13 protein-coding genes, 1 tRNA gene, 2 pseudogenes and 1 CRISPR repeat array are annotated in these 21,770 nt (G+C 37.4%); of the genes and pseudogenes, 8 read left to right on the top strand and 8 right to left on the bottom strand.

Annotated elements, in window-relative coordinates; translation table 11 throughout:
* Positions 1 to 40: 40 nt before the first annotated feature.
* Positions 41 to 463: a transcriptional regulator gene (locus EZY12_25275; GenBank protein ID QSX67904.1), complete on the top strand. Its 423-nt coding sequence runs from the start codon at positions 41 to 43 to the stop codon at positions 461 to 463.
* Positions 464 to 676: 213 nt separating this feature from the next.
* Complete coding sequence (locus tag EZY12_25270; protein QSX67903.1) at positions 677 to 2,137, top strand: S-layer homology domain-containing protein; 1,461 nt, start codon at positions 677 to 679, stop codon at positions 2,135 to 2,137.
* A 401-nt stretch (positions 2,138 to 2,538) separates the two neighbouring features.
* Here the strand turns inward: EZY12_25270 and EZY12_25265 are convergent, their stop codons facing one another.
* Entirely contained in the window at positions 2,539 to 4,686 is a 2,148-nt protein-coding gene (locus EZY12_25265; protein ID QSX67902.1) for an RtcB family protein, read from the bottom strand.
* Positions 4,687 to 4,923: 237 nt separating this feature from the next.
* On the opposite strand from EZY12_25265, the gene EZY12_25260 reads away from it, so the two are divergent.
* Positions 4,924 to 5,646 (top strand): HAD family phosphatase, encoded by a 723-nt coding sequence (locus tag EZY12_25260; GenBank protein ID QSX67901.1) that lies wholly within the window; start codon positions 4,924 to 4,926, stop codon positions 5,644 to 5,646.
* A 21-nt stretch (positions 5,647 to 5,667) separates the two neighbouring features.
* Positions 5,668 to 5,740 (top strand) — tRNA-Ala (locus tag EZY12_25255).
* 278 nt (positions 5,741 to 6,018) lie between these two features.
* A CRISPR array of direct repeats spans positions 6,019 to 6,423; the repeat unit is 37 nt; unit sequence CTTTCAACCCACCCCTAGTCGGGATGGTAGTTGAAAC.
* A gap of 486 nt (positions 6,424 to 6,909) precedes the next feature.
* On the opposite strand, the pseudogene cas12k reads toward EZY12_25255, so the two are convergent.
* The 3 genes and pseudogenes from cas12k to EZY12_25240 all read right to left on the bottom strand — a co-directional run bounded on the left by cas12k (position 6,910) and on the right by EZY12_25240 (position 11,070).
* Positions 6,910 to 8,583 (bottom strand): annotated as a pseudogene (gene cas12k, locus EZY12_25250) (type V CRISPR-associated protein Cas12k).
* Positions 8,584 to 8,728: 145 nt separating this feature from the next.
* Positions 8,729 to 10,321 (bottom strand): ATP-binding protein, encoded by a 1,593-nt coding sequence (locus tag EZY12_25245; protein ID QSX67900.1) that lies wholly within the window; start codon positions 10,319 to 10,321, stop codon positions 8,729 to 8,731.
* A complete protein-coding gene (locus EZY12_25240; GenBank protein ID QSX67899.1) occupies positions 10,321 to 11,070 on the bottom strand; it encodes a hypothetical protein in 750 nt (249 codons plus the stop codon). The genes EZY12_25245 and EZY12_25240 overlap by 1 nt, the downstream gene beginning before the upstream one ends.
* Positions 11,071 to 11,243: 173 nt before the next feature.
* On the opposite strand from EZY12_25240, the pseudogene EZY12_25235 reads away from it, so the two are divergent.
* The 3 genes and pseudogenes from EZY12_25235 (at position 11,244) to EZY12_25225 (ending at position 14,865) form a co-directional block, all read left to right on the top strand.
* Positions 11,244 to 12,848 (top strand): annotated as a pseudogene (locus tag EZY12_25235) (IS1634 family transposase).
* 374 nt (positions 12,849 to 13,222) lie between these two features.
* Positions 13,223 to 13,870 (top strand): ATP-binding protein, encoded by a 648-nt coding sequence (locus tag EZY12_25230; protein QSX67898.1) that lies wholly within the window; start codon positions 13,223 to 13,225, stop codon positions 13,868 to 13,870.
* Entirely contained in the window at positions 13,849 to 14,865 is a 1,017-nt protein-coding gene (locus EZY12_25225; protein ID QSX67897.1) for a hypothetical protein, read from the top strand. Before EZY12_25230 ends, EZY12_25225 begins: the two co-directional genes overlap by 22 nt.
* Before the next feature lie 147 nt (positions 14,866 to 15,012).
* On the opposite strand, the gene EZY12_25220 is transcribed toward EZY12_25225, so the two are convergent.
* Genes EZY12_25220 through EZY12_25210 form a run of 3 tightly spaced genes read right to left on the bottom strand, consistent with a single transcriptional unit; the run spans position 15,013 to position 18,181 of the window.
* Complete coding sequence (locus EZY12_25220; GenBank protein ID QSX67896.1) at positions 15,013 to 15,537, bottom strand: hypothetical protein; 525 nt, start codon at positions 15,535 to 15,537, stop codon at positions 15,013 to 15,015.
* The gene (locus EZY12_25215; GenBank protein QSX67895.1) at positions 15,537 to 16,373 is read right to left on the bottom strand and encodes a TniB family NTP-binding protein; all 837 of its coding nucleotides are present in this window, start codon (positions 16,371 to 16,373) and stop codon (positions 15,537 to 15,539) included. Before EZY12_25215 ends, EZY12_25220 begins: the two co-directional genes overlap by 1 nt.
* 56 nt (positions 16,374 to 16,429) lie before the next feature.
* Positions 16,430 to 18,181, bottom strand: coding sequence for a Mu transposase C-terminal domain-containing protein (locus EZY12_25210; GenBank protein ID QSX67894.1), 1,752 nt, complete (start codon positions 18,179 to 18,181; stop codon positions 16,430 to 16,432).
* Between the two features lie 580 nt (positions 18,182 to 18,761).
* Between EZY12_25210 and EZY12_25205 the strand changes: the two genes are divergently transcribed.
* Positions 18,762 to 19,280, top strand: coding sequence for a hypothetical protein (locus EZY12_25205; GenBank protein QSX67893.1), 519 nt, complete (start codon positions 18,762 to 18,764; stop codon positions 19,278 to 19,280).
* Between the two features lie 62 nt (positions 19,281 to 19,342).
* Here the strand turns inward: EZY12_25205 and EZY12_25200 are convergent, their stop codons facing one another.
* Entirely contained in the window at positions 19,343 to 21,646 is a 2,304-nt protein-coding gene (locus tag EZY12_25200; protein QSX67892.1) for an ATP-dependent helicase, read from the bottom strand.
* Positions 21,647 to 21,770: the final 124 nt, after the last annotated feature.

Here is a 21,770-nt window from a genome sequence, read left to right as displayed (position 1 = left end):
AAAAGCGTCACCGGCTGTAACGGGTGTTAAGGTAGAAATTATGATTAAGACCTCAGATAAAGCGCCAAGCTACATTAAATTATTACAAACGTTCCCTCCTAGACCTATCAAATCTGATGAGGAACTACTTGCTACTCAAAATGTAATTGATTCTCTCATAGACAATACTCCATTAACACCAGATGAGCAAGACTATCTTGATTTACTAGGTACTTTAGTTTACGAATACGAGCAAACAAAAGAATCTGTTCCTGATATTTATGGAATAGAATTACTCAAAGCTCTTATGGAAGAATATGGCTTTCATCAAAAAGATTTGATTTCTGTATTTAAGACAGAATCTATGGTGTCAGATATCTTAACAGAAAAAAGCCAACTCACTGTCAGTCACATCCAAGAGTTAGCAGAGTTTTTTCATCTTTCACCTGCTGTGTTTCTACCGCTACCTACACAAAATTTATAAAATTAACCTGTGTTAATAATTACATTTAATTTGTGATTTCTGCCGTGTGTAACAGCTTATTCACATTGAAACTGGTAATGGGTAATTGTCTCTTTTTTGCTTCTTTGACAAAAGTAATATAAAATGCCCTGTGTTACCAGTACGGTTCACTAGCATCAAAAATTTTTGATCTAGAGAACATTAGTCCATTGGCCAGGTGCGAGATAATATACTATGAATCCCATTAATTTAAGTTGGAGTAAGCTGGTTGTTACAGCCGTTTCTGTTGTCGCATTATCGCCAATATTTTCTGCATTAGCAGTATCAAGACTTTCTTCCCCAGTTGCATCAAAATTTAGTAGTTCCCCACAAACGCAACTTTTACTAGCTCAATCTGATGGTGAAGCAATCACAATTCCAGTTACCAGTAATCTTGTACCGGAGAAGAAATCAGCATTCACTCTGGCTATATGGCAACCGGGAGGGACTATAAAAGAAGTGATTGCCCGTATTTCTATTAAGAGTAAATATGGCAATAAATACCGTCAAGAAAGATTTTTAGGTGATTATAAATATAAGATTAAACAAAAGGCTAAGTTTGTTAAGGGATTTAAATTAGGCGATCGCATTGTGATCCGTTTATATGATACTAAAAATCGCTTTATTGGTTATAGTGAATTTGTCTGTTTACCGGAAAATACTGCCGTTAATTTGATTTTATCTGCCAATCCTAGCGAATATCAAGTAGTTCGCACCTTTTATGGTTTTGATGTTAACAATGATAGCATTGTTGATAATACTAATGCTTACGACTATTTTACGGAAATTAATAACCAAAAAGTTACTTTTCTCAATAGTTCTGAAAAGATCAATATTGTTCAATATCAAGCCGCAGGATTTTCTAAAGTTACGACAACTGGAACTTATCCGACTTCTTTTAGTGAAGGTGATTTTGCTGTAGTTGGTAAATCTATTAATGCTTTTGATCCTAAATTAGCCAAAGCCTTAACAGTTGCTCCTGGTAGTTTGGTTAAGTTAACACCAATTGCTGAAAACTCTAGTTTTGAACTTAGCCAGTTATTAAGTGAATATCGGCAAATAGGCGTAGCTAAAGGTATTCAGGTATCATTTTCTGATATTTCTAAAAAATATTGGGCTAGAGAATATATTTCTGAATTAGCCGCAATGGAAGTAATTGACGGATTTCCTGATGGTAATTTTCGTCCGAATGCACCTGTAACTCGTGCAGAATTAGCCGCTCTTTTGCAAAAAATCTTTATTAAAACTAAGGTTCGAGAAGCAATTAATTTTAAAGATGTTTCTAGTAAATATTGGGCTTATGATGCTATTCGAGAAACTTATGAAATGGGCTTTTTTACTGTTCTCAATACTAAAAACTTTAATCCTACACAAAAGCTGAATCGCCTAGATGTTTTAATAACTTTAGCTAAAGGATTGAATTATAAATTTACAGGTTCAACAAAAAATATCCTTTCAGTTTATAGTGATGCTTCTAGTATTAGAAGTGAACATCATAATTTTATTGCTGCATTAACAGAAAATAATGTAATTACTAATTATCCCAATAAAAAATTGCTAAATCCTAAAAAAGTTGCCACTAGAGCCGATGTTTGTGCTTTATTATATCGGGCAATGGTGAGCGCCGGAGAAGTGGCAGATTTACCTGGAAAATAAATCTGTTTGCTTCCACATTCAGACAAATAAAAATCTGTACAATACAGGGTGAATCACATACTAAACACGAAAATCCACATCCTATAAATCCTTAAATCGGTGGATATCCTGATTCAGACAAATAAAAATCTGTACAATACAGGGTGAATCACATACTAAACACGAAAATCCACATCCTGTACATCCTTAAATCCTGGATATCCTGATTCAGACAAATAAAAACCTGTACAATACAGGCTTAATCACATACTAAACACGAAAATCCACATCCTGTACATCCTTAAATCCTGGATATCCTGATTCAGACAAATAAAAACCTGTACAATACAGGCTGAATCCTGTACATCCTTAAATCCTGGATATCCTGATATGGCTTGCGCCACGCTTCGCTATCAGACAATTTACCCTTTAACACAAAGAACTTGCTTCAAAGTTGCTACAATTTCCACCAAATCAGATTGGTTTGCCATTACCTGTTCAATGGGTTTATAAGCAGCCGGAATTTCATCTAAAACTCCCGTATCCTTACGACATTCTACCCCCTGAGTTTGCTCGATTAAATCATCAAGAGTATAGATATTTTTGGCTTTACTTCTTGACATTAAGCGCCCGGACCCATGACTGCAACTGCAAAAACTATGGGCATTTCCTTTACCTTTAACAATGAAAGATTTTGTTCCCATTGAACCAGGAATAATCCCATAATCTTCGGTTTGAGCGCGAACTGCACCTTTCCGAGTGACATACACATTTTCACCAAAATGTACTTCTTTTTCGGCGTAATTGTGATGACAATTTACCTCTAATAAAGGTTTGGTAACTTTCCCTCCATTAATATGTTTTTCGACAATCTTTTTAAATCGTGACATCATGACATCACGGTTAAAAAGTGCGTAATTTTGCGCCCATTGTAAGTCTTCCCAATAGGCTTTAAATTCTGGTGTCCCCACGACAAAGTGAGCTAAATCGGGATCTGGTAATTTGTTATTTGCCATTTTCGCTAATTCTTTAGCAGTATTAATATGGCATTGGGCGAGTTTATTACCAATATTTCGAGAACCAGAATGGAGCATTAACCAAACTTGATTTTCTGTGTCGAGACAAATCTCAATAAAATGATTCCCCGAACCGAGAGAACCCAGTTGTTTCATCGCTTTACCTTCTAAATCTTGCACACCACGATGCAAATTAGAAAAATCGCGCCACCGTTGCCAGTTAGTTACAGCTTTTTCTACATCTTTGTTTTCATTAAATCCTGTGGGAATTGCGGCTTCAATATCGAGGCGAATTTTCTTTAGTTTGCCTTCTAATTGTTCACCTGTAAATTGTGTTTTAATAGCACTCATACCGCAGTTGTGAACAAATACCCCAGCTTTGAGAGCAAAGTTATGATACTCCGGTACTGTCAAACAATACACATTTTCCGTGTAATTTAGGGGAATTACTGCGACAACTTTGTGATTACATTTATGTTCTTTACGACGGTGATTATGTAGTCCAATTGGTGTTTTAACTTCTGCACCACAGATTTCACAAGTGTAATAACGATTGGCAATTTCTTGAGATTTTGCTCTTCCTTTTTCACTTTTGTTATATGTGACTAGATATTGCTTACCCCGAATTCCATTATCTGCAACTGCATTTTTAAAATGTTCTGGTTGCTGCTGCATATACTGAAGAATATTTTTAGTACCTTGTTCAGCATAATATTGATGTCCTTCTGGAGTTTGTGCTTTTCGCGCAATAGCAGCTTTTCTTTTTGCTTCAAATTCGGGAGACTGCCAATGTTGATTACTTTCTACTAAAGAACGATGATAGGCAGAATGATCATTTGCTCCCATGAATTCCAGATTTTCTGGATGATTATCTGATTCATGAAAATTGCAATGATGAATAACTGTTGTTTGTCCCTCAAATTTGGGAATTTTACCTAATAAACCAGAACGAGCAATCATCCAATGTGCCTTTTGCCATCTTCCAGAATATGGTTGAGATATGAGTGTATAACCATCTTTATCAACTTGGGAATAAAAAGGCATTAAAGAAGTACCAGTTTGCAGTAATTGTGCTTCTTGGTAACTGCCATCTCGAAGCATAAATTGATGATCTGGAGTACAGATAATCTCTTCATTGTTATCTAAAATTACTTTAACAAGGGACGCATTTTTTCTTGTTAATTTTGCATTAGCTTTAGCAGCTACAATTTTTCCTGTTGGTGTACAGGCATAAACTATAAATTCTGCATTTTTATCAGCTAATTCTCTTATTTGATAAGATTTTCCATCAACTAAAGGAATCAATGTTTCTCCAACAAAGCAACCTAAGTCCACCCCCACAGCCGCAGGAATAATGGCATCTTTAGTAGCAATAACTGAACCAACTAATGCCCCTTTTCCTAAGTGAACATCGGGCATTAAAGCCACGTGCTTAAATACAAATGGTAATGAGGCTACATTTTTAGCCATTTTAGTTTCATCTGAGCCTAATGAATGATTTGCCCAAGATAAAACCGGGTGGGGTGTGGTAATTCCTAATTGTTCGTAGGGCATAATTTTAATGATAGATTTGAGATTTTGTGAAAAACTCCCTATGAGTGGTGTTTCTCTAGGAAATCTTTAGCATAATCCTTTTGTACTACATTTATACTACATAAATTGTTATTCTGTCAAGCTATATCTACAAAAATGAGTTAATCTTAAATGTATTCCGATAATTCACTCTGGTCATCTTTCCCCAGATACCAAAATGAATAATCATAATCTGGAGGATTGTTCCCAGTTTGCACTATGAGTTTAAAGGCAGTTTTATTTGATTTTAATGGTGTCATTATTAAAGATGGATCAATCCATATTCAATTGATAGATGAGATTCTTATACAGGAAAATCTTCAACCTCAACGGGTAAAAGAACGTGAAGACTATTTAGGGATAAGTCATCGCGCTTATCTGCAAAACCTGCTAAAAAGTCGTGGTAGGGTGGTGACAGAAGCGTATATGACTCAGTTACTCACCCGCAAAGCTCAAGCTTATGTGCTGGAATTGGAGAAGCTGGAAAAATTGCCTTTGTATTCGGGAATTGATGATGTGATTTTTCAAATTCGTTCCCGTGATCTCAAATTGGGGTTAGTTAGTGATGCTTTATCCCTAGAGATAGAAATGGTGTTGACATCTGCTAAATTAGCGGAATATTTTCCTGTGATTGTGTCGGGGGATGATATCAGCAGTAACAAACCCAATCCAGAGGGTTATTTACTGGCAGTTGACCGGATAAATCAGGCATATCCAGAATTAAACCTGCAACCTCATGAGTGTTTAGTGATTGAAGATACTCCAGTCGGTATTCAAGCAGCTAAACGCGCTCAAATGCAAGTGGTAGGTGTAGCGAATACTTATCCTTTCCATATGTTACAACGTCAAGCTAATTGGACAATTGATTATTTGATTGATTTGGATTTACAACGAGTACAGGAAGTTTTTTTAGAAAAAAATGTGCAATCTATTGTTCTATGAGTGTTAAAATATAGTATGCCTGGGGAATTAGCTCAGTTGGTAGAGTGCTGCGATCGCACCGCAGAGGCCAGGGGTTCGAGTCTCCTATTCTCCATTTGTACTGTCGAATAACAAATTATTTGTCGTCGTTAACAGATTCATGTCGTTATTAACAAATTTATGTCTCTGTTAACAAATTAGTGTCGCCGAAGTCATTTTTTCAACTGTTAACACAATAATGTCGTTGAAAATCATCCATGATGAACCAATGATTAATATATTGGTTCTATTATTGGTTCGATCGCAGCACTCCTTTCAATCCTCCCATAATCAACTCTATTTTGTAACTATTTTAAATCCAAACCTCCTTAACTAGCGATCGCAGCGTCCATTCTTTCAACCCACCCCTAGTCGGGATGGTAGTTGAAACAACTTTTTTGAAAAACTGTTTTTGTCCCGGTTTCTTCTTTCAACCCACCCCTAGTCGGGATGGTAATTGAAACTTGAGGCAGTCTCCAGCGGGAAAAAATCATTATCTACTTTCAACCCACCCCTAGTCGGGATGGTAGTTGAAACTTGAATCCAGGTTGACAGGTATTGAGAGTAAGGTGAATTCTTTCAACCCACCCCTAGTCGGGATGGTAGTTGAAACTTAACCATCGGCGGGTTCACTACCACCGGAATAATTGCTTTCAACCCACCCCTAGTCGGGATGGTAGTTGAAACACAAATGACATAAACGCATCAGTTAACGCAGATTTCTTTCAACCCACCCCTAGTCGGGATGGTAGTTGAAACCGCGCCCGTCTAGACCCTTGCCAATACAGGTTTCCAGATGCGATTTTGGCAAACCTGTTAAAAAATCTGTTTTTTTGCTTTCAATAGAGGACATTCATCACTCTTCAAATGAGTCAAATCAATACTGGACAAGGGATTCAATGTTTTGGCAGATCCCCAGGGTTTTTGACCCCGCTGATGGTTCGCCAAAAAAAAAATTTGGGAGGATTCCCCCGACGAAGGGGGTGATTCAGTAGCCACCACTGTGGAAATCCACATCGTTATAAATAACGACTATGGCTAAAAGCCTTACTTCTTATTGCTGGGAGCGCACCTATCCTGTCTTGCGACAGCAGCATCAGAAGCGGGCAGCTACCAGGCTCAGAAAGCATGACAGTCTTCCAACTGCCAAACTAAGCCAGATTTTTCATAGTACAGAGACTCCAAGGAGCATGAACTACGGCACTATTGTATCTATATTATATTTTCAAGGTTCGGATTAGTAAACTAAATTAGTGCAGCTTGACGTTCTTGATAGGTAAAGACAGCTAAATCTCGTGCTTTTTCCTGTGAACTCGCTCTGATTGGCTGTGTTCCAGTTTCTATTGCAATTCCGGCTTGTGCTGCTTGGGATTTGATACTCTCTATTAATCGTCCATAACTCCAGCGATGAACGTTTATTCGATATTCTTTGGCATATTTCTGTTGGCCTTCTTTGTAACCAGGGCATTTGTTTTCTGCTCTGGATTGAATTTCACTACTGATTTGCTCCCGCATATCACGCAGTTTTGGTAAAACAATGCTGTTTGCTTGGTAAGTTTTGGCGATCGCAATTATTTCATCAGCCAACAATCTATCCACATATTGTCCTAATTCTGATTCACCAAAAGAGTTGGGTGCATTTTGTTTTTGGGCTTTGTGGCGTTCGTGAGATAGGCGTTGCTGTTGTTGTCGCTGACGATTCAGAAGATTATAGTGTTCACCAAGTAGTTGTTTAATACTCCGATAAGCTATAACTTGATTTTTAACAACATCTACCATCGCTACTGTGACTGGTTTTTCTAGTCCAAAACTAACACCTATTAAGATAGAGGATTTACCTTGATAATTAGGTTTGCTGGGACGAGGAAAAGGGTTATTAATTCGAGCCAGTGTTGATTGCTGACGAGTGATAAAAGCTTGTTGTTTATCGTTGAGATCATCTTTCTGTTTTGTTTTAGTTAAAATTTCGGTAATTGCTGTAACTTTCTCCTCAACTACCTGTTGAGTTCCTTCGGTAGTCAGCATCCGAGTATCTAAAGAACAATAGAAATTGAGTTGATTTACTTTCCAAGCTTGACCTTTTTCTTCACCTGGCAACCAAGAAATTCTTCCTGAGCGTAGAGTAAACAAACTGCTTGAGTGTTGCCTTTTACTATTGCGTAGAATTTCTTGATCCTCTAGGAAGCGTTGGAAGTAGTGCAAATGACGTTTATCGCAGTAAATCTCAAAGGTAAGTTTTCCCAAGCCATTGAACCGCACAAAGAGACGATTTTTATCATTCTTGAACCATGTCATATCCTCGTTAGATTCGTAAGCCACAGGAAATGGCACATTAGCAGTTTTTCTTAAAAGTGCTGCTTGCCATGCTTTTGCTTCATTTTCATTTTGCGGAACATTCAAGGTAGCAATTTCTAAGGTTTCTAACCACTCTTCTCCTGTCAAATCTCTACCTTTGGGGATGCGACTTTGGAGTTGATCTTTTAATCGCTCAATTTCTATTTCTTTTCTGCGTTTATTTCTAGTAAATTCTTCTGGGTTTTCATCCAGTTCACTAATTTGACAGTTATTTTTGAGTAGATATGCTAAAGCGCAACGAGTAAGAGGTTCTTCTGTTTCTTCATAAGTGTTTAGAAGAATTTTGAAAACTGAAGATGTTTTGGCTTTTGTGGGTTTTTTAGTCTTTTTTACCTTTTTCTGTTTGTCATTTTGATTCCTACGGAGCGCTTCGCTATCGGACTGAGGGGTAAATTTGCTAAGAAGTTCAGTAGCTTTAGTACGGATTACGTCTAAGCTAGATTGACTTTCTTGCTCAAGTTCTTGATCACTTTTGAGCATTTTTAGCCAACCCTGTTTCCCTTCTATTTGGTTCTTTCTTCGTTTCTGTAAGGCAAACCAGGATTTATATAGATAATCCACTAAGGGGAGTTAAAAGTGCGATGCTTATAGTGAGGGTAGCGATCGCATTTTTTGGTGACTTGTGGTTAAAAGCTTGGTTGTGAGTATTCCAAATAAGGACTCTCACATATTGCTAACAGCGATCACTCTCATCAAGATACTTACGTATTTATGGGCGATTCAGGTCATTGTACAGGCTTTCGCAAAGAGCGATCGCACTCATGCAAAAAGAGGCAGCAGTTCCTATATTTACAAAATCTTGGTTTTCTCGATGTTGTCCAAAGTCACCAATGGACTTAATATGATTAACTAAGACATAAGTGGTTTTGGTAATGTACTTGGTAACAGGATGGGAATCTTGTGTACCAGTTGCAAGGCGCAAGATGCTACATTGCCTTCCATCACTTACAGGAAGCAGCCTACCAGAATCCAACAAACCATCTCTCCACTCACCGGATCGCTGCCATTCGTTTATCCAGTTCTGAGGAATTGAGCGATCGCGAGGTAATTCCTTTTCCCAAATTAATTGCAGTGACCGTTTTGCAATATTTCGCATCCAAACGAGTGAGCCTTCAGGTGATGGAGATAAGTCTCGAATAGCCATGCGTACATAGTTGCTGAGGGCTGGATCAACCTGTGAAATTTGTGCAAATCGCAGTCCGAGTGTGCCTGGAATATTTTCGTCAAAGGCATTACCCATACCAAACAAGCGATAAAGATCGTTAACTCCTGGAGTTCTTAGGCGAGCATACTCCTTAATAATCTTACAAGCTGGTTTTAAAGTGCCTCCCGTGGCTTGGAGAAAACCTCTTTTTTCTAATTCAGATTTTCTGCTGTGCGGTAATTGATTTTGAGGAATTCCTCGTTCCGCAGCCGAAGCTAAATCACTCTTCATTTCATCGCTACAGTCATCCCACAGTGCTAATAAGAAGTTGGACTGACTAACAACCATTTTTTCAGCAATGCGCTCAACATCAATATTCGATAGCGTAGAACCTTCAGCAGTTTCTTGAAAAAGGTCACGCATCAGTGCAGCAGCAAGTAGGGGAACTCCTCCAGTCCAGATAACAATTTCTTCTTTTGCCGCAGATTCAATTGTAATTTTTTTCTCTAGCATGGGTTCTAGAAACCCTTCCCAGTCAGAATCTTCAAGCTTGCTGATTTCTAAAGGCGTATCATAAAAAATTTCCCAAAAGTCCGAGGATTGCGATTCCTCAGAAGCACAAAGTTCGCGAAGAGGACGACGACTACCTGTAACCAGAGTCAAACTGGAGTGAAGTGCCAGCGTTCGCATATTGTCCCACAGCATTCTGGTAATAGCAGAAGCAGCAAGAACGTGATCGAATCCATCTAGAACAGCAAGCAGGCTATCCCCATTTCTGTCTAATTCCGCAAATGCAAAATCCAGTAGTTCATGAATGCTACTACTGTCTGTCAATTCGATATACTCTGCCACCTCTGGTCTAAATGGCTCGATAGTTGATTTAACACCCTTAGCAAAACAGTGTCTGAACTCCTCATCAGTTGTGGGTGTTGTGTGACGGAAATCAATGTATAAAGCAGTTGTAAAATAGTCATTCCTGTCACGGTACTTATCTGCCAAATGATTAAGTAATACACTTTTTCCATAACGAGCAAACCCAATAACTGATACATGATCAGGCGTTGGCTTAAGCAAATGGCTTTCTAAGCTTGCCAGCACTTTTTCCCGCCCCAACAGTTTTGGAACACTCCCACCCAGCACTTGATAAAACTCAGTCATTACAATATCTCCTCACTTTCTTTGATTGCTTCCCGTTTAAGGTCTTCAAAATCAACATGACGCTGAATCCATTTCTCCATTAGTGGAATAGAGAGAGAATAAGCCTCTCGACCCTGTGTGGAGTGGAACTCAATTAATTCTAATTCTCTTAAAAAGTCTAAATCTTCACCTAGCCCTCGTTTTTGAGGCACAGGAACCCCAAATTCCTCAAATTTCGTTTCTAAAAAATCGAGGTTTGTTGGATCATCACCCCCAGCAAAACGCTGACAAATTGCCAAAATCATGCGTCGGCGCTCAGTTCCTGCATAATTCCAGAGTGTGCGGAAATGTTCATTGTCTTCTACCATTGTGGTTGCTGCTGATTCAACCAAAGTAGATGTAACGGTTCTTTCAGCTTGACGCTTTGTCTGCTCAAATATACGAGTACACAATGATTGGATTAAAAAAGGTTGGCAGGCACACAGGTTGACGATGCGATCGCGGGCTTCAGGTAGAAATTGCAATCGACCCTTCACAGGTTCAGTTACTAGATTTTTTGCTGCATCTAGTGGCAAGGCACTAATACCAATTTGATATCCAAAACCAAATAGCACTGACCAGTATTCTTCTCGCAACCGCTTCAAACGCCGCGAACCAGTAATGATCGCCGACATATCTGAGTAGGTATGTAGTAAATAACGGATGTTTTCAGGAACTTGAGGATTAGTAATTCCTTTATCCCACATTCCGCACTTCAATTTGTAGTACATATACAAGTATCATAAGCAGCATAGAGGGCTAAACACAAATACGCAATTAAGCCAGTAAAAATATAGACATTAATTTCCATTTGACTACTAAATAGAAATTCATAAGGCATTGATCATAAATTCAGGAAAAAATGAGAGAATGAGACTGAATTACATAAAAATGCCTTCATATTATGAATTACCAACAAGAAGATATTGAGAGTAAAAATATAGATCACTTAGGAATAATAACAGGAATAATAGATGAGATAGGAATAGTAGAAAAAATCAATGAAATATTTTCGGTGGATAGTAGAGAGAAAGTAAACTATTGAGAAGTAGTCAAAGCAATTATTCTCAATAGACTAGGTTTTGTATCAAGACCACTATATTTATTTCCAGAATTCTTTCAAGACAAAGCCGTAGAACATTTAATAGGAGGAGGGATAAAAGCGGAAGATTTAAATGACGATAAAATAGGTAGAGTCATGGATAAACTTTACAAATATGGCTTAACTAAATTATTCTTAATCATTGCCTTAGAAGTAGTAAAGAAATATGGAATAGACACAAAATATTCCCATTTAGACTCAAGCTCATTACATTTACATGGAAAATATGATAATTGCCTCAATAATCCAGAGAAAGAATTAGGAATAAACAAAGAAAATCCGATTAATATCACACAGGGGTATTCCCGTGACCATCGCCCCGACTTAAAACAATGTATATTAGATTTAATAGTAAGTAGTGATGGAGATATACCATTATTTTTCAGAGGAGCATCAGGAAACGAATCAGATAAAGCAGTATTCGCTCACATCTTAGTAGAATATTCTAAACAAGTAGATTTTGAAAGTATCATGGTGGCTGACAGTGCATTGTATAGCGAAAGTAACTTAAAATTAATGTCGAACATGAAATGGATAACTCGAGTACCATTATCCATTAAAAAAGCGAAAAATTTAGTGAAAGCCTTCATAAATAATGACCTGAAAGCCTCTAAAATAAAGGGTTATAGCTATCTCGAAGAGAAAGTATCTTATGGAGGAATAGAGCAAAGATGGTTATTAGTAGAAAGTGCAGAGAGGAAAAAAGCAGACTTAAATAAACTAGACAAAAAAATCCAAGAAGAGTTTTTGAAAGTTAACAAACAAGTAGCGAAATTAGAACAGGAAGAATTTCCAGATAAATCTTTGACAGAATTAAAAATCGAAGAAATAACAGCCAAATTAAAATATCATCAAATATCAGACTGGGAAATTACTCAAACCAATCAAGGGAAAACAACAGTTTATAGAGTGAAATGTAAATTAAGAGAAAATCAGGAGTTAATTACACAACAGCAAAACTCTTGTGGCAGATTTATTTTAGCCACCAATATTTTGGATACGATTGAGTTAGAGTCAGAAGAAATCCTCAAAATATATAAAGAACAACAATCTACAGAAAGAGGATTTAGATTTATCAAAGACCCGTTATTTTTCGCGGATAGTCTGTTTGTGAAAAATCCTGAAAGAGTAGAGACAATGATGATGTTAATGGCATTATGCCTTTTGGTTTATAATTTAGGACAAAGACAATTAAGAATGTCATTGAAGGCACAAAAAGCCACAGTTAAAAATCAACTGAATAGACCCACAGAATCTCCTACATTAAGATGGATATTTCAATGTTTCCAAGGTATTCATCTTTTGATGACACAAGGATTTCAACGAATTCTTAATTTAACGGATTCGCATTTTCATATCTTGCAATTCCTACCTAGGGCTTGTCAAAAATATTATTTATTGTCTTAGTTTTTCTCTCTGGTTTTACGGTCTTATCGGTTAATTTTTTGAGATTTGATTCACACATCCAATTAAATATTGTTGTTGAAATAGCTTTTAAAACCCAATAAAAGCTTAATTCTTTGCGTTGATAATTTTATTTTTCATTGATACTTGATTGTTAAAATCATAAGTTTTAATTGGCTCTTAATGTAGTTTGCTTATACTACTTTTGAAGTGCGGAATGTGGGTTATATATTTTTGGCTATCCCAAGAATAGCGAAGTTGATTATTCTCAAGGAGATTCAGCCAGTTTTAAATATGAAGGAATAAGTTTTAAACAAGATATTACTCTATATAAATTAAAGCAAGGACAAATTATTTCTGGTTTTAGTGGTTCGCCTTTGCTGAACTTACAAACAGGAAAAGTTTGTGGTATTGTACATCTTTCTCGTGATGAAAGTACCGATTTAGGAGGACGTGCGGTTTCATCCCAAGTTATTCAAGAAAAGTTTCCAGGTATTTTCCTCCAGAATCAACAATTTCATCAGCGAAAGCCGAAGGGTGAAAATCCATTTGAATATGGTCTTCCTGTGCCTCCACAACGTTTTTACGGACGGAGAAAGGAAATTTTAGATATTAAAAATCGTATTGGTGCAGTTAGTCCCCAATGTGTAAATTTGGTGGGTTTGCGACGCAATGGTAAATCTTCCCTACTGCGATATATCAAAGAAAGAATCAACGAATTTTGTTCAGTGCAACAAAAGCCGTTAGTTGTTTCCTTAGATTTAACAAATAAAAATTTTCATACTCCAGAAGGGCTGATTGAAGGTTTAAGGCGAGGGATTAATAAACTAACGTGTAATTATCCTTGGTTAAGGGAAGATAATGAGGATGGTTTTGCAGTAGAAGATGGTTTACAAGAGTTGCTAAATGAAGGGTATCGTTTAATTATTTTATTGGATGAATTTGAAGCGATCGCTAGTAACCAAGAAAGATTAATGCTCTTGTATCAGCGAGTAACAACTGGGTGTTTATCTCCTCTACAGTAATTTTAATAGTTCTTTCTGCTGACGATTTAGGATTGTCTTCAGCATTCGTTATCCCTGTGACTTTATGTAACTATTACAGAATAATTGACTATTTTTTCTTAGCTCCTTTTAGTTTTCTTACATCAATTATTAATCGACTCCGCCTTCAACCATTACAATTACTTTACCAATTACCTCCCTATACCAGTGAGTTTCTCTGGCTACCCTTAGCATTACCTAATCATGATCAGCTTTTCATTTCTGCTTTTCGTAGCAATCCTCAACAAGCTTTAAACATCTTTCAATATACCCAAACTTTTTCCTTACCTGGATTTCAAATCACCCTACAAAATGCCTTAGCGCAAATTGTCGCTGACCAACTCAAGCAGATTCAAAGTATTCCAGAACTACTCTTTACTGCTAACTCAGATCATCCTATCTTACCCTTCCTAATTTCCCCCTTCTATCATTTTGATTCTGACAGCGACAATCCCACTCCAGAAACACCATTACCAAAAGTAAACCCCGAACTTTCTATCTTGCTGCCTCGCTTACAAACTATTGTGAGAGATATTCAGTCCGCACTGGAAAATAAAAATATAGCCTTACGAGAACGGGGATTAGAACGAATTAATAATAATATTGTTATGTTAAACGCTCAATTACCATCACTGGGACTTAAAAGCGAAGCTATTAAACGTTGGACACCTGTACTGGAACGTTGGCAAAGAGTGATTGAACTGGAACAAAATGAACAACGTAAACTCTCTGAAGGTGAACTAATTAATCCCTTCCAATACGGTAATCCAGTGCGCCTTAACCAAAAAGATTTGTTTAAAGGTCGTCAGCGATTTGCTGATGAAGTTGTTAGTCGAGTTTTAAACAATGACCGTCCCACCCTGGTTTTACATGGTCCCCGGCGCTGTGGTAAAACTTCGTTTTTATATAACTTACCTCGCTTATTTCCCAGTGGTATTCTCTCAGTGTTTTTAGATATGCAAAGTTCAGCTATTTAAACAATGGGTGAAAGAGAAGGCAATAAAAAGCTGATAGATGTCAATTTATTTACAGGAACTCATCCCACTTCAACCATAGAAACTACTTTACCATCATCATTAGAGACGTGGTTGGCTTCATGTCTCTTTCTTGTTGTTCAAAAGTTCCTAATCACGCTTTTGGCGTTTAGCCATTGTTGCAAAAGGTAGGAAACAATGAGAACATTCGCCTTGTACCCAATCTGCGGGAATAGGAAAAGGTGTTTCACAGTTAGTACACTTCGTTAACAAGCGTAAATTATGGGGATGTCTTCGTCCAGTGTAGCCATCGCACCTGATTTTATCCTTTAACTGCCACTCCATCCGATGACAAGGAGATTCTGCATAGCAAGCAGCACATAACCTAATTGGTCTAGGCTTCATCGTCATTCCCTGAGATGGGAGCATTTCCATTAACCTATAAGCATTAACTCCCACCACAGAGGACAAAGCCTCCAACTCTTGTGGAGTAGGAAAAGGATTGAAATACAACTTTTCCCAACATAAAATAACTGCACCGAGTCCAGTCAATTTACCCAACTGGGTAGAGGTTAAATAATTTTCTCGGCGAAAGCGACCTAAGAAATGACTTAAACTTTCTCCATCCAGGGGTTCTACCTCAAAAAAACGAGGTTCATCCGCAGCAATTTCCATTATTCAAACCAATCTAAAACTTCAGTCAAAGTCTCTTTATCTATTTTCTTCAATCCTTTTCTCAAGGCTAAGATTGAAGCTCTTCTCAATACCCGATCCACCAAACCAATTTTTCCACTTGTTTTTTGATACAAAGGCAATAAAGTTTCATTTCTTGTGAGATTAGAAGGAAGAGGCAAACATAAAACCTCTTCTTCCCAAATTTTTACTAATTCAGCAAATCTTTTCTCTGATACTAATGGTAATCTATAACATTCAATAAATCGATCATGAATGTAAGGCTCTTTTTTAATTAGATTATCCAAACCGTCCGTACCAACAAGAACAATGGAAATTCTCAGCAAGTCGTAAATTCTGGCAATTTCACTAAAAGTATTCAACTTGAGAAAATTTGCTTCATCAATAATTAGCATTTCTACCTTGGATTCTTTGAGTAGTCTTTGTACCCGTCTTCTGATGTCAGTAAGTTTTCCGGTAGTTGACTCATATTTCAAACCTTCCAGGATAAGAACTAATAATTCACCCGATGAGCAATCTCCTGGAACTTGCATATACAAAACAGGTACAATATCTTTTTTACCTCCTCTTTTTTGTGGCTTATTTAATAGTCTATACACATCACAAGTAACCGACTTACCTGCTCGTGGAGGTGCAACAATTCGACCACATTGTTTGGAAAGACGCAAACCATCTAACCAATCATGGATTTTTTGTATATGCTCTAATTCCACAATACTGGGAGCCAGAAGACGTTCAATTTCTGGCTGTAATTCCTCTGGAATTGGTTCATCTCCCCATAAATTTTGTACCCATTTCTGCCAATAATCGTCTTTCATGATTTGCGTTGCTTGGATAAGTATTACTAGAATTAATCTGTGAATTGAATTAAAAACTACTCATCATAGTCTTGACGTAGTTGTTCATAGTTGAAAACTCTAGGTCTTCGAGATTGTGGTGCTTGGGTTTTAGGCGTTTCTTCTGGAGTTTCTACCAGTTCTGTATCACTGAGATTGATGGATTCATAAACAGGATGAACTTGAGCCTGTTCTTCTTTTTTGCGTTCCTTCTGAGTCTTTTTCTTTTGCTTGATGAAAGTATCTCTATCGTGTATCTCTGCCAAAATGGATTTATTGCTGAGTGTTTTACCCACAGAACGCACTTTTTGACTAGCAGCTTTAGCCTCTTCTAAAGATAATTGCTCTGTTTCCCAATCCAACGCATGAGCAGCAGAAAGAAGCTCTTCCTTCCCTTTATCTATTCGATAAACCCAAACAGTTGTAATATCCCTGGGATCATATCTGAGTACAACACTTTCTCCAGCGTAAGCTGCTAGGTAGTCTCCTCGATACAGAATATTTTCAAAGCTGAGATATCCACCTTTGTAAATACTGCGTCGAGTTTTTTTCATCAAACAGACATCTAATTCGCGCTCCTTCACAATTTTGGGTAGAGCAGGTAATCCTGCTTCCCATCTTTGAAATCTTGATTGCTCTTTTGTACGTGCATCAAGACGCTGATTATAGTTGTCAATAATGTAGCGAACTAATAATAGGTGTAGTTCCCGTAAAGTTAAGCAAGCTTCTTCTTCTGCCGTCTTAGACCGTTCCTGAATATTAGAGCCTAGATAACCATAGAAACCAGAGAGAAATTCTGTATTGATAGTGCCAAAACTACGTTCTTCAATACCACCTTCACTGGGGCGATCTCGCAGATGACACTCAAAGGCTAATTGGAAACCAATCTGTTTTAAGTGGTCTGAGCGAAAATCTCTGCCACCATCAGTGAAAAGATTTTCAGGTACACCATAAGTTGCCCATTCACAATGAAGTTTGTATTCCGCACTATACTGCTTTGGCAAAATAGCATGGCGTAATGCTAGGGCTACCACTTGAGAACTTGGTGCATCAAAGCCCAAATGAATACCCATGATACAACGAGAGTAACTATCTGTAATTTTGGTGAACCAAGGGCGAGACAAAGGCTCACCATATTGATCAACCAACATGACATCTAGTTTTGTATGATCACACTGCCAAACATGATTACTATGATGTACATCTAAGGTTTGCCCATCACGAGTTTTGTGGGATACTCGTGACCCCCGCCATCCAACATTCCGTACTTTCTGTTTTTGCTCTTGACGCTCAATAATAGGGTTAAGAACTCTGTAAACTGTCATGTGACTGGGGTAATCTTCTAAACCTAGCTGTCCTGCTCTGACTTGTACCCTGATTGCTACTTGAGCCGGAGTCATTTTTTTACTACCCTTATTACCTTCTTTAAAAGTGCTGATAATAAATTTTTGCCACTCAGGGTCTATCCGATAACTGCCTTTATCATTTCTCTCAGTGTCAACAATTGCAGATAGACCGTCTTGTTGATACTTCTTAACTAGACGCTGGACAGTTCTGACAGTCTTACCCAGTTTTTCTGCTGCTACTCTTAATTTCTGACCATAGGTTTTGCGATCACATGGTTCAAGTAGACCTTGAATCACTTCCATCTTGAGTTTTGCTTCAGCCGAAAGTTCTGTAATAATTACGTTTGTTTCTTCTGGCTCATCATTCTGAATTTCTGCCAAATCATTGTTGTCATCAAATGGCAGAGATTCGTTGTCTTGATTGAAGATAGGTATTTCATCCATAGTGGGACTTAGACAAAATAGTAGTTCGCTATTGTGCGGGTACATCCAACCTTCTTGGGGTACAGAATGTATTTGTTAATATAAATGTATTAACATTTAACTATGATATCACCTCTTACCCTAAAAAGCGACAGTTAATTTGTTATGATGCTAAAAAAATTTTAGAATCAGGAAAAACTAAAAGGCGACGTACAATATGTTATTATAATAGATAACGACAATTAAAATGTTAAATATCTGAGTAAATGGTTTAATAATAAAAACGCTGTAAACACTTATGCAGTGAGAATTTCAGCGTTTTTAACTTTAACGACATTATTTTGTTATAACGACAAATAATTTGTTACTCGACAAAAATACACGCTACGCTATTGACAAGCTCAATGACCAGACGAGTAGTTAAAACTACCGTGGTTTGATTAAGCTGTACTCACCGGAAGTTTTGCAAAAAACCACCCACAGATAGATAAGAATATGGAGAAAATCTGATAGATTATCGGGATTGAGTTTTTCATGTTAAGTTTCATCCTGGAGAATTCGCACAATTCGATTCCCTATCATTAATTTTGTCTAACTACTTATGGATATCTTATTTGTTAGCGGTGAAGAAAGTAAAAACATCATTGGATGTTATGGCAATATCGAAGGCATTGCAGCAGTAGTTGTCACAGTATTTCCAGACAATAGTAAGTATGAAATTATTGATTCTATGTTCCGCCGTCGTCTGGGATTGAAACCAACTGCTGATGATTTGCTAGGATTGGCTGACATCCATAAAGTTAAATATATTATCGGCAATCAGCTTGTAGAAAATGTTTATCATGGTGGAACATTAGAAAAAAACTATGCGTTTCCTGTGGAGATTCAATGGGAAACCAACGAAATTAATGTTGAGAAATTCCTATTTTTAACCGAATGTTATTTCAATGAAAGTAGGTTAAAGTTATCTGCTGATGTCGAAGACGTAATAGAAAAAGAATTAAAATCTTTTGATCTCCAAAAATACCGAGATTATGGTCAAGCTAGTCACAGGCTATTTGCATTTTTTCATGCCATAGCTGCTGCGCGTTCATCCATTCCCACCTGGGCAAAATCTTAAGTAATATCTTTACTCGGTATGTGTAAAGCTCAGTGTCTTTAGACCTGAGATACAAGTAATTTTCAGTGAACAAAATGCCGTTTTAAAGCTGCAAAAACCGGACAAGGGGCTGATGTTTGTAAATTGTCCGGTTTACTCCAAGTAAAGGGCGCTTTTTGCGCCGCAGACATCCATAAAAGTTTTTTCGCTCTAGTCATAGCCACATAAAGTAACCGATATTCCTCCGCCATTTTCAGGTATTTTGATTCTTCCCAAGCTTGGTTAATATCAGGGATGGGTTTTTTGTGCAGTCCGGCACGAATTTGGGCGCGGGCAACTTCTGATAAGGTAAAATCACCTAGAAATTGACCTTGGGGGGGAATCCAAAATCTGCCAGGAATTAAGTTTTCATGGAGAAAAGGCAAAAATACATAATCCCAGTCTAACCCTTTGGCTTTGTGCATGGTAATAATTGTTAATTGCCCTGCTTTGGTATATTGTTCTTCTATATTTTCTGGTTCTACAGATTCAAATCTTTCAGAACTGACAATTTCACTTAAAGCTGATATCATTGCCCCCATAGAACTATTCCCAAAAATTTGCTGATTTACCCGTTCTGCAAGTTTGTCAGCAGTGGCTAATTCGGCTTGATCATATTTTAAAGTTAAGGCAAAAAAAGAAATTATTTGATAAAATGGTAATTCTAAATAAGCACGAAGTAAACTGCGACAAAGATGAGCCACTTTTTGCACTATTTCTGTTTGCGGTGGGGCTAAAGGACCTGGATATAAAAATTCTTCCGGTAAACTAGCTAGAGTGTTAATATCTTGAGTAGGAATTAATTGCCGTTCGACCAGAACATCTAAAGTAGCTTTGAGATAATCGGGAGAATGGGGGCGCTCGCAAAACTGCAATAAGGAAAGAATTTCTTGAGGAACATGAGAACGGCGTTCTTTTTCTCCTACATCATAAAGTTTAATTTTATGTTCTTTGCATATCGGTTCTAAAGCAGCAGCTAACCATCTACCTTGGCGATTTTCTCGAACTAATATGGCTGCACAAGATTGAGGATTTTCTGTAAATAACTCAATCGCTCTTTGGGAAAGTAATTCAACTGTATGATGAATATCTCTAGGGGTATGAAGTTCTAATCCCTGTCCCACAGGTTGCGGATTTCCATTTGGTTGATTAACTGGTTGAATTTTCTGATTTCTAAATGGTGCTTGTTCTGATTTAGTTTTAGCAAAATCCTGACTATTTACCCATTCTAAAGCAAAGTTAGCAGCATCAATAATTATTTGTGTACTGCGCCCAGCTTGATCCATTTCGGCTAGTCTATCTTTACTTTGACAATCTTCGCAAAATTCCCGAAAATAAATAGGGTCAGCAGGTGTAAAGGTTGAATTAATGGCTTGATTAGGATCACCAACTCTAATTAAATTCAAAGCTGATTTATCTAAAATATCTGCATATTCTTGACTAGCGAGGATTTCTAATAAATCTGTTTGTAAAGGGCTAGAATCTTGAGCTTCATCTTCAAAAACAGCAAAAACTTTGCTTTGTTCAATCCGGCAGGTACTGGGATTTCTCAAAACTTTTAAAGCCCCTAAGATCATATCATCGTAATCAATGAAATCCTGCAACTGCATTAAGTTTTGATATTCTTTATATAATCCCGCTGCTACTTTTAAAATTCCATATTTATCTTGAGTTTTTTCACTCCACTCTAATAAATCTTTTGGTGATATTCCTGAACTTTTAGCTTCATGAATCACGGTGTAAGCTAAATCTGGTAATATTTCCGTTCGCAGCACGGACTGACGACGAAGTTTTTCAGTTTCTTCTCCATCAAATTCCTTTCCTGCAAGTAACCGCAGATAAAGTTCTGGATAATTAGTAATCCATTTTTCTACTGCTGTGCGAATAAATTTATGGCTTTGATTTGGTGTGATTAAAGTCGCATTTTCTAACTGTAACCCTGATAAATTAGGATGGCGACTAGCGATAATTAAAGCTAAACCATGCAAAGTATAAACGGCAAATCCTGTTTGTGGTAAAGATAATTTTTTTAAGTTTTCCCGAATTTTTAATTTAATATTGGCAGTAGCAGAACGGGTGAAAGTGACAACGATTAACTGTTTATAATCCTTATTGCCTGTATTTAAATAATACTCATATTGACGAGCAATAGCGATCGCCGCAGCCGCAGCCATTCCCGTAGATTTGCCCGCCCCAGGCACAGCAGACACCGCCAATGGACCCACCTGCCAATCCGCCATTTGTGTTTGTCCTGGACGCAATTGGGCGCGAATGACAGCGATATTTTCCTTTAATTTAGCAAGCGGTGATGGTGGCAATATTTCGGCATTAATTAGAGAATCTGACATAATTGAAATTTAGAATTTATAAATATCGTAGATTGGGTTGACGCTCATGTTACCCAACAATGTTGTTATAAAAGTTTTTCGTGATAGCGCAGCGGTTAGAAACCTCATCTACACAGGCGAAACC

Origin of the sequence: Dolichospermum sp. DET69, assembly GCA_017355425.1 — a bacterium.
Classification (GTDB): domain Bacteria; phylum Cyanobacteriota; class Cyanobacteriia; order Cyanobacteriales; family Nostocaceae; genus Dolichospermum.
Note: the sequence above shows the minus strand (reverse complement) of the source record. Positions and strands in the feature narration are given on the sequence as shown.

Bases quoted from the DNA above. Each gene is read 5' to 3' on its own strand.
- EZY12_25275 (QSX67904.1), top strand. From the start codon at position 41: ATGATTAAGACCTCAGATAAAGCGCCAAGCTACATTAAATTATTACAA.
- EZY12_25270 (QSX67903.1), top strand. From the start codon at position 677: ATGAATCCCATTAATTTAAGTTGGAGTAAGCTGGTTGTTACAGCCGTT.
- EZY12_25265 (QSX67902.1), bottom strand. From the start codon at position 4,686: ATGCCCTACGAACAATTAGGAATTACCACACCCCACCCGGTTTTATCT.
- EZY12_25260 (QSX67901.1), top strand. From the start codon at position 4,924: ATGAGTTTAAAGGCAGTTTTATTTGATTTTAATGGTGTCATTATTAAA.
- EZY12_25245 (QSX67900.1), bottom strand. From the start codon at position 10,321: ATGACTGAGTTTTATCAAGTGCTGGGTGGGAGTGTTCCAAAACTGTTG.
- EZY12_25240 (QSX67899.1), bottom strand. From the start codon at position 11,070: ATGTACTACAAATTGAAGTGCGGAATGTGGGATAAAGGAATTACTAAT.
- EZY12_25220 (QSX67896.1), bottom strand. From the start codon at position 15,537: ATGGAAATTGCTGCGGATGAACCTCGTTTTTTTGAGGTAGAACCCCTG.
- EZY12_25215 (QSX67895.1), bottom strand. From the start codon at position 16,373: ATGAAAGACGATTATTGGCAGAAATGGGTACAAAATTTATGGGGAGAT.
- EZY12_25210 (QSX67894.1), bottom strand. From the start codon at position 18,181: ATGGATGAAATACCTATCTTCAATCAAGACAACGAATCTCTGCCATTT.
- EZY12_25205 (QSX67893.1), top strand. From the start codon at position 18,762: ATGGATATCTTATTTGTTAGCGGTGAAGAAAGTAAAAACATCATTGGA.
- EZY12_25200 (QSX67892.1), bottom strand. From the start codon at position 21,646: ATGTCAGATTCTCTAATTAATGCCGAAATATTGCCACCATCACCGCTT.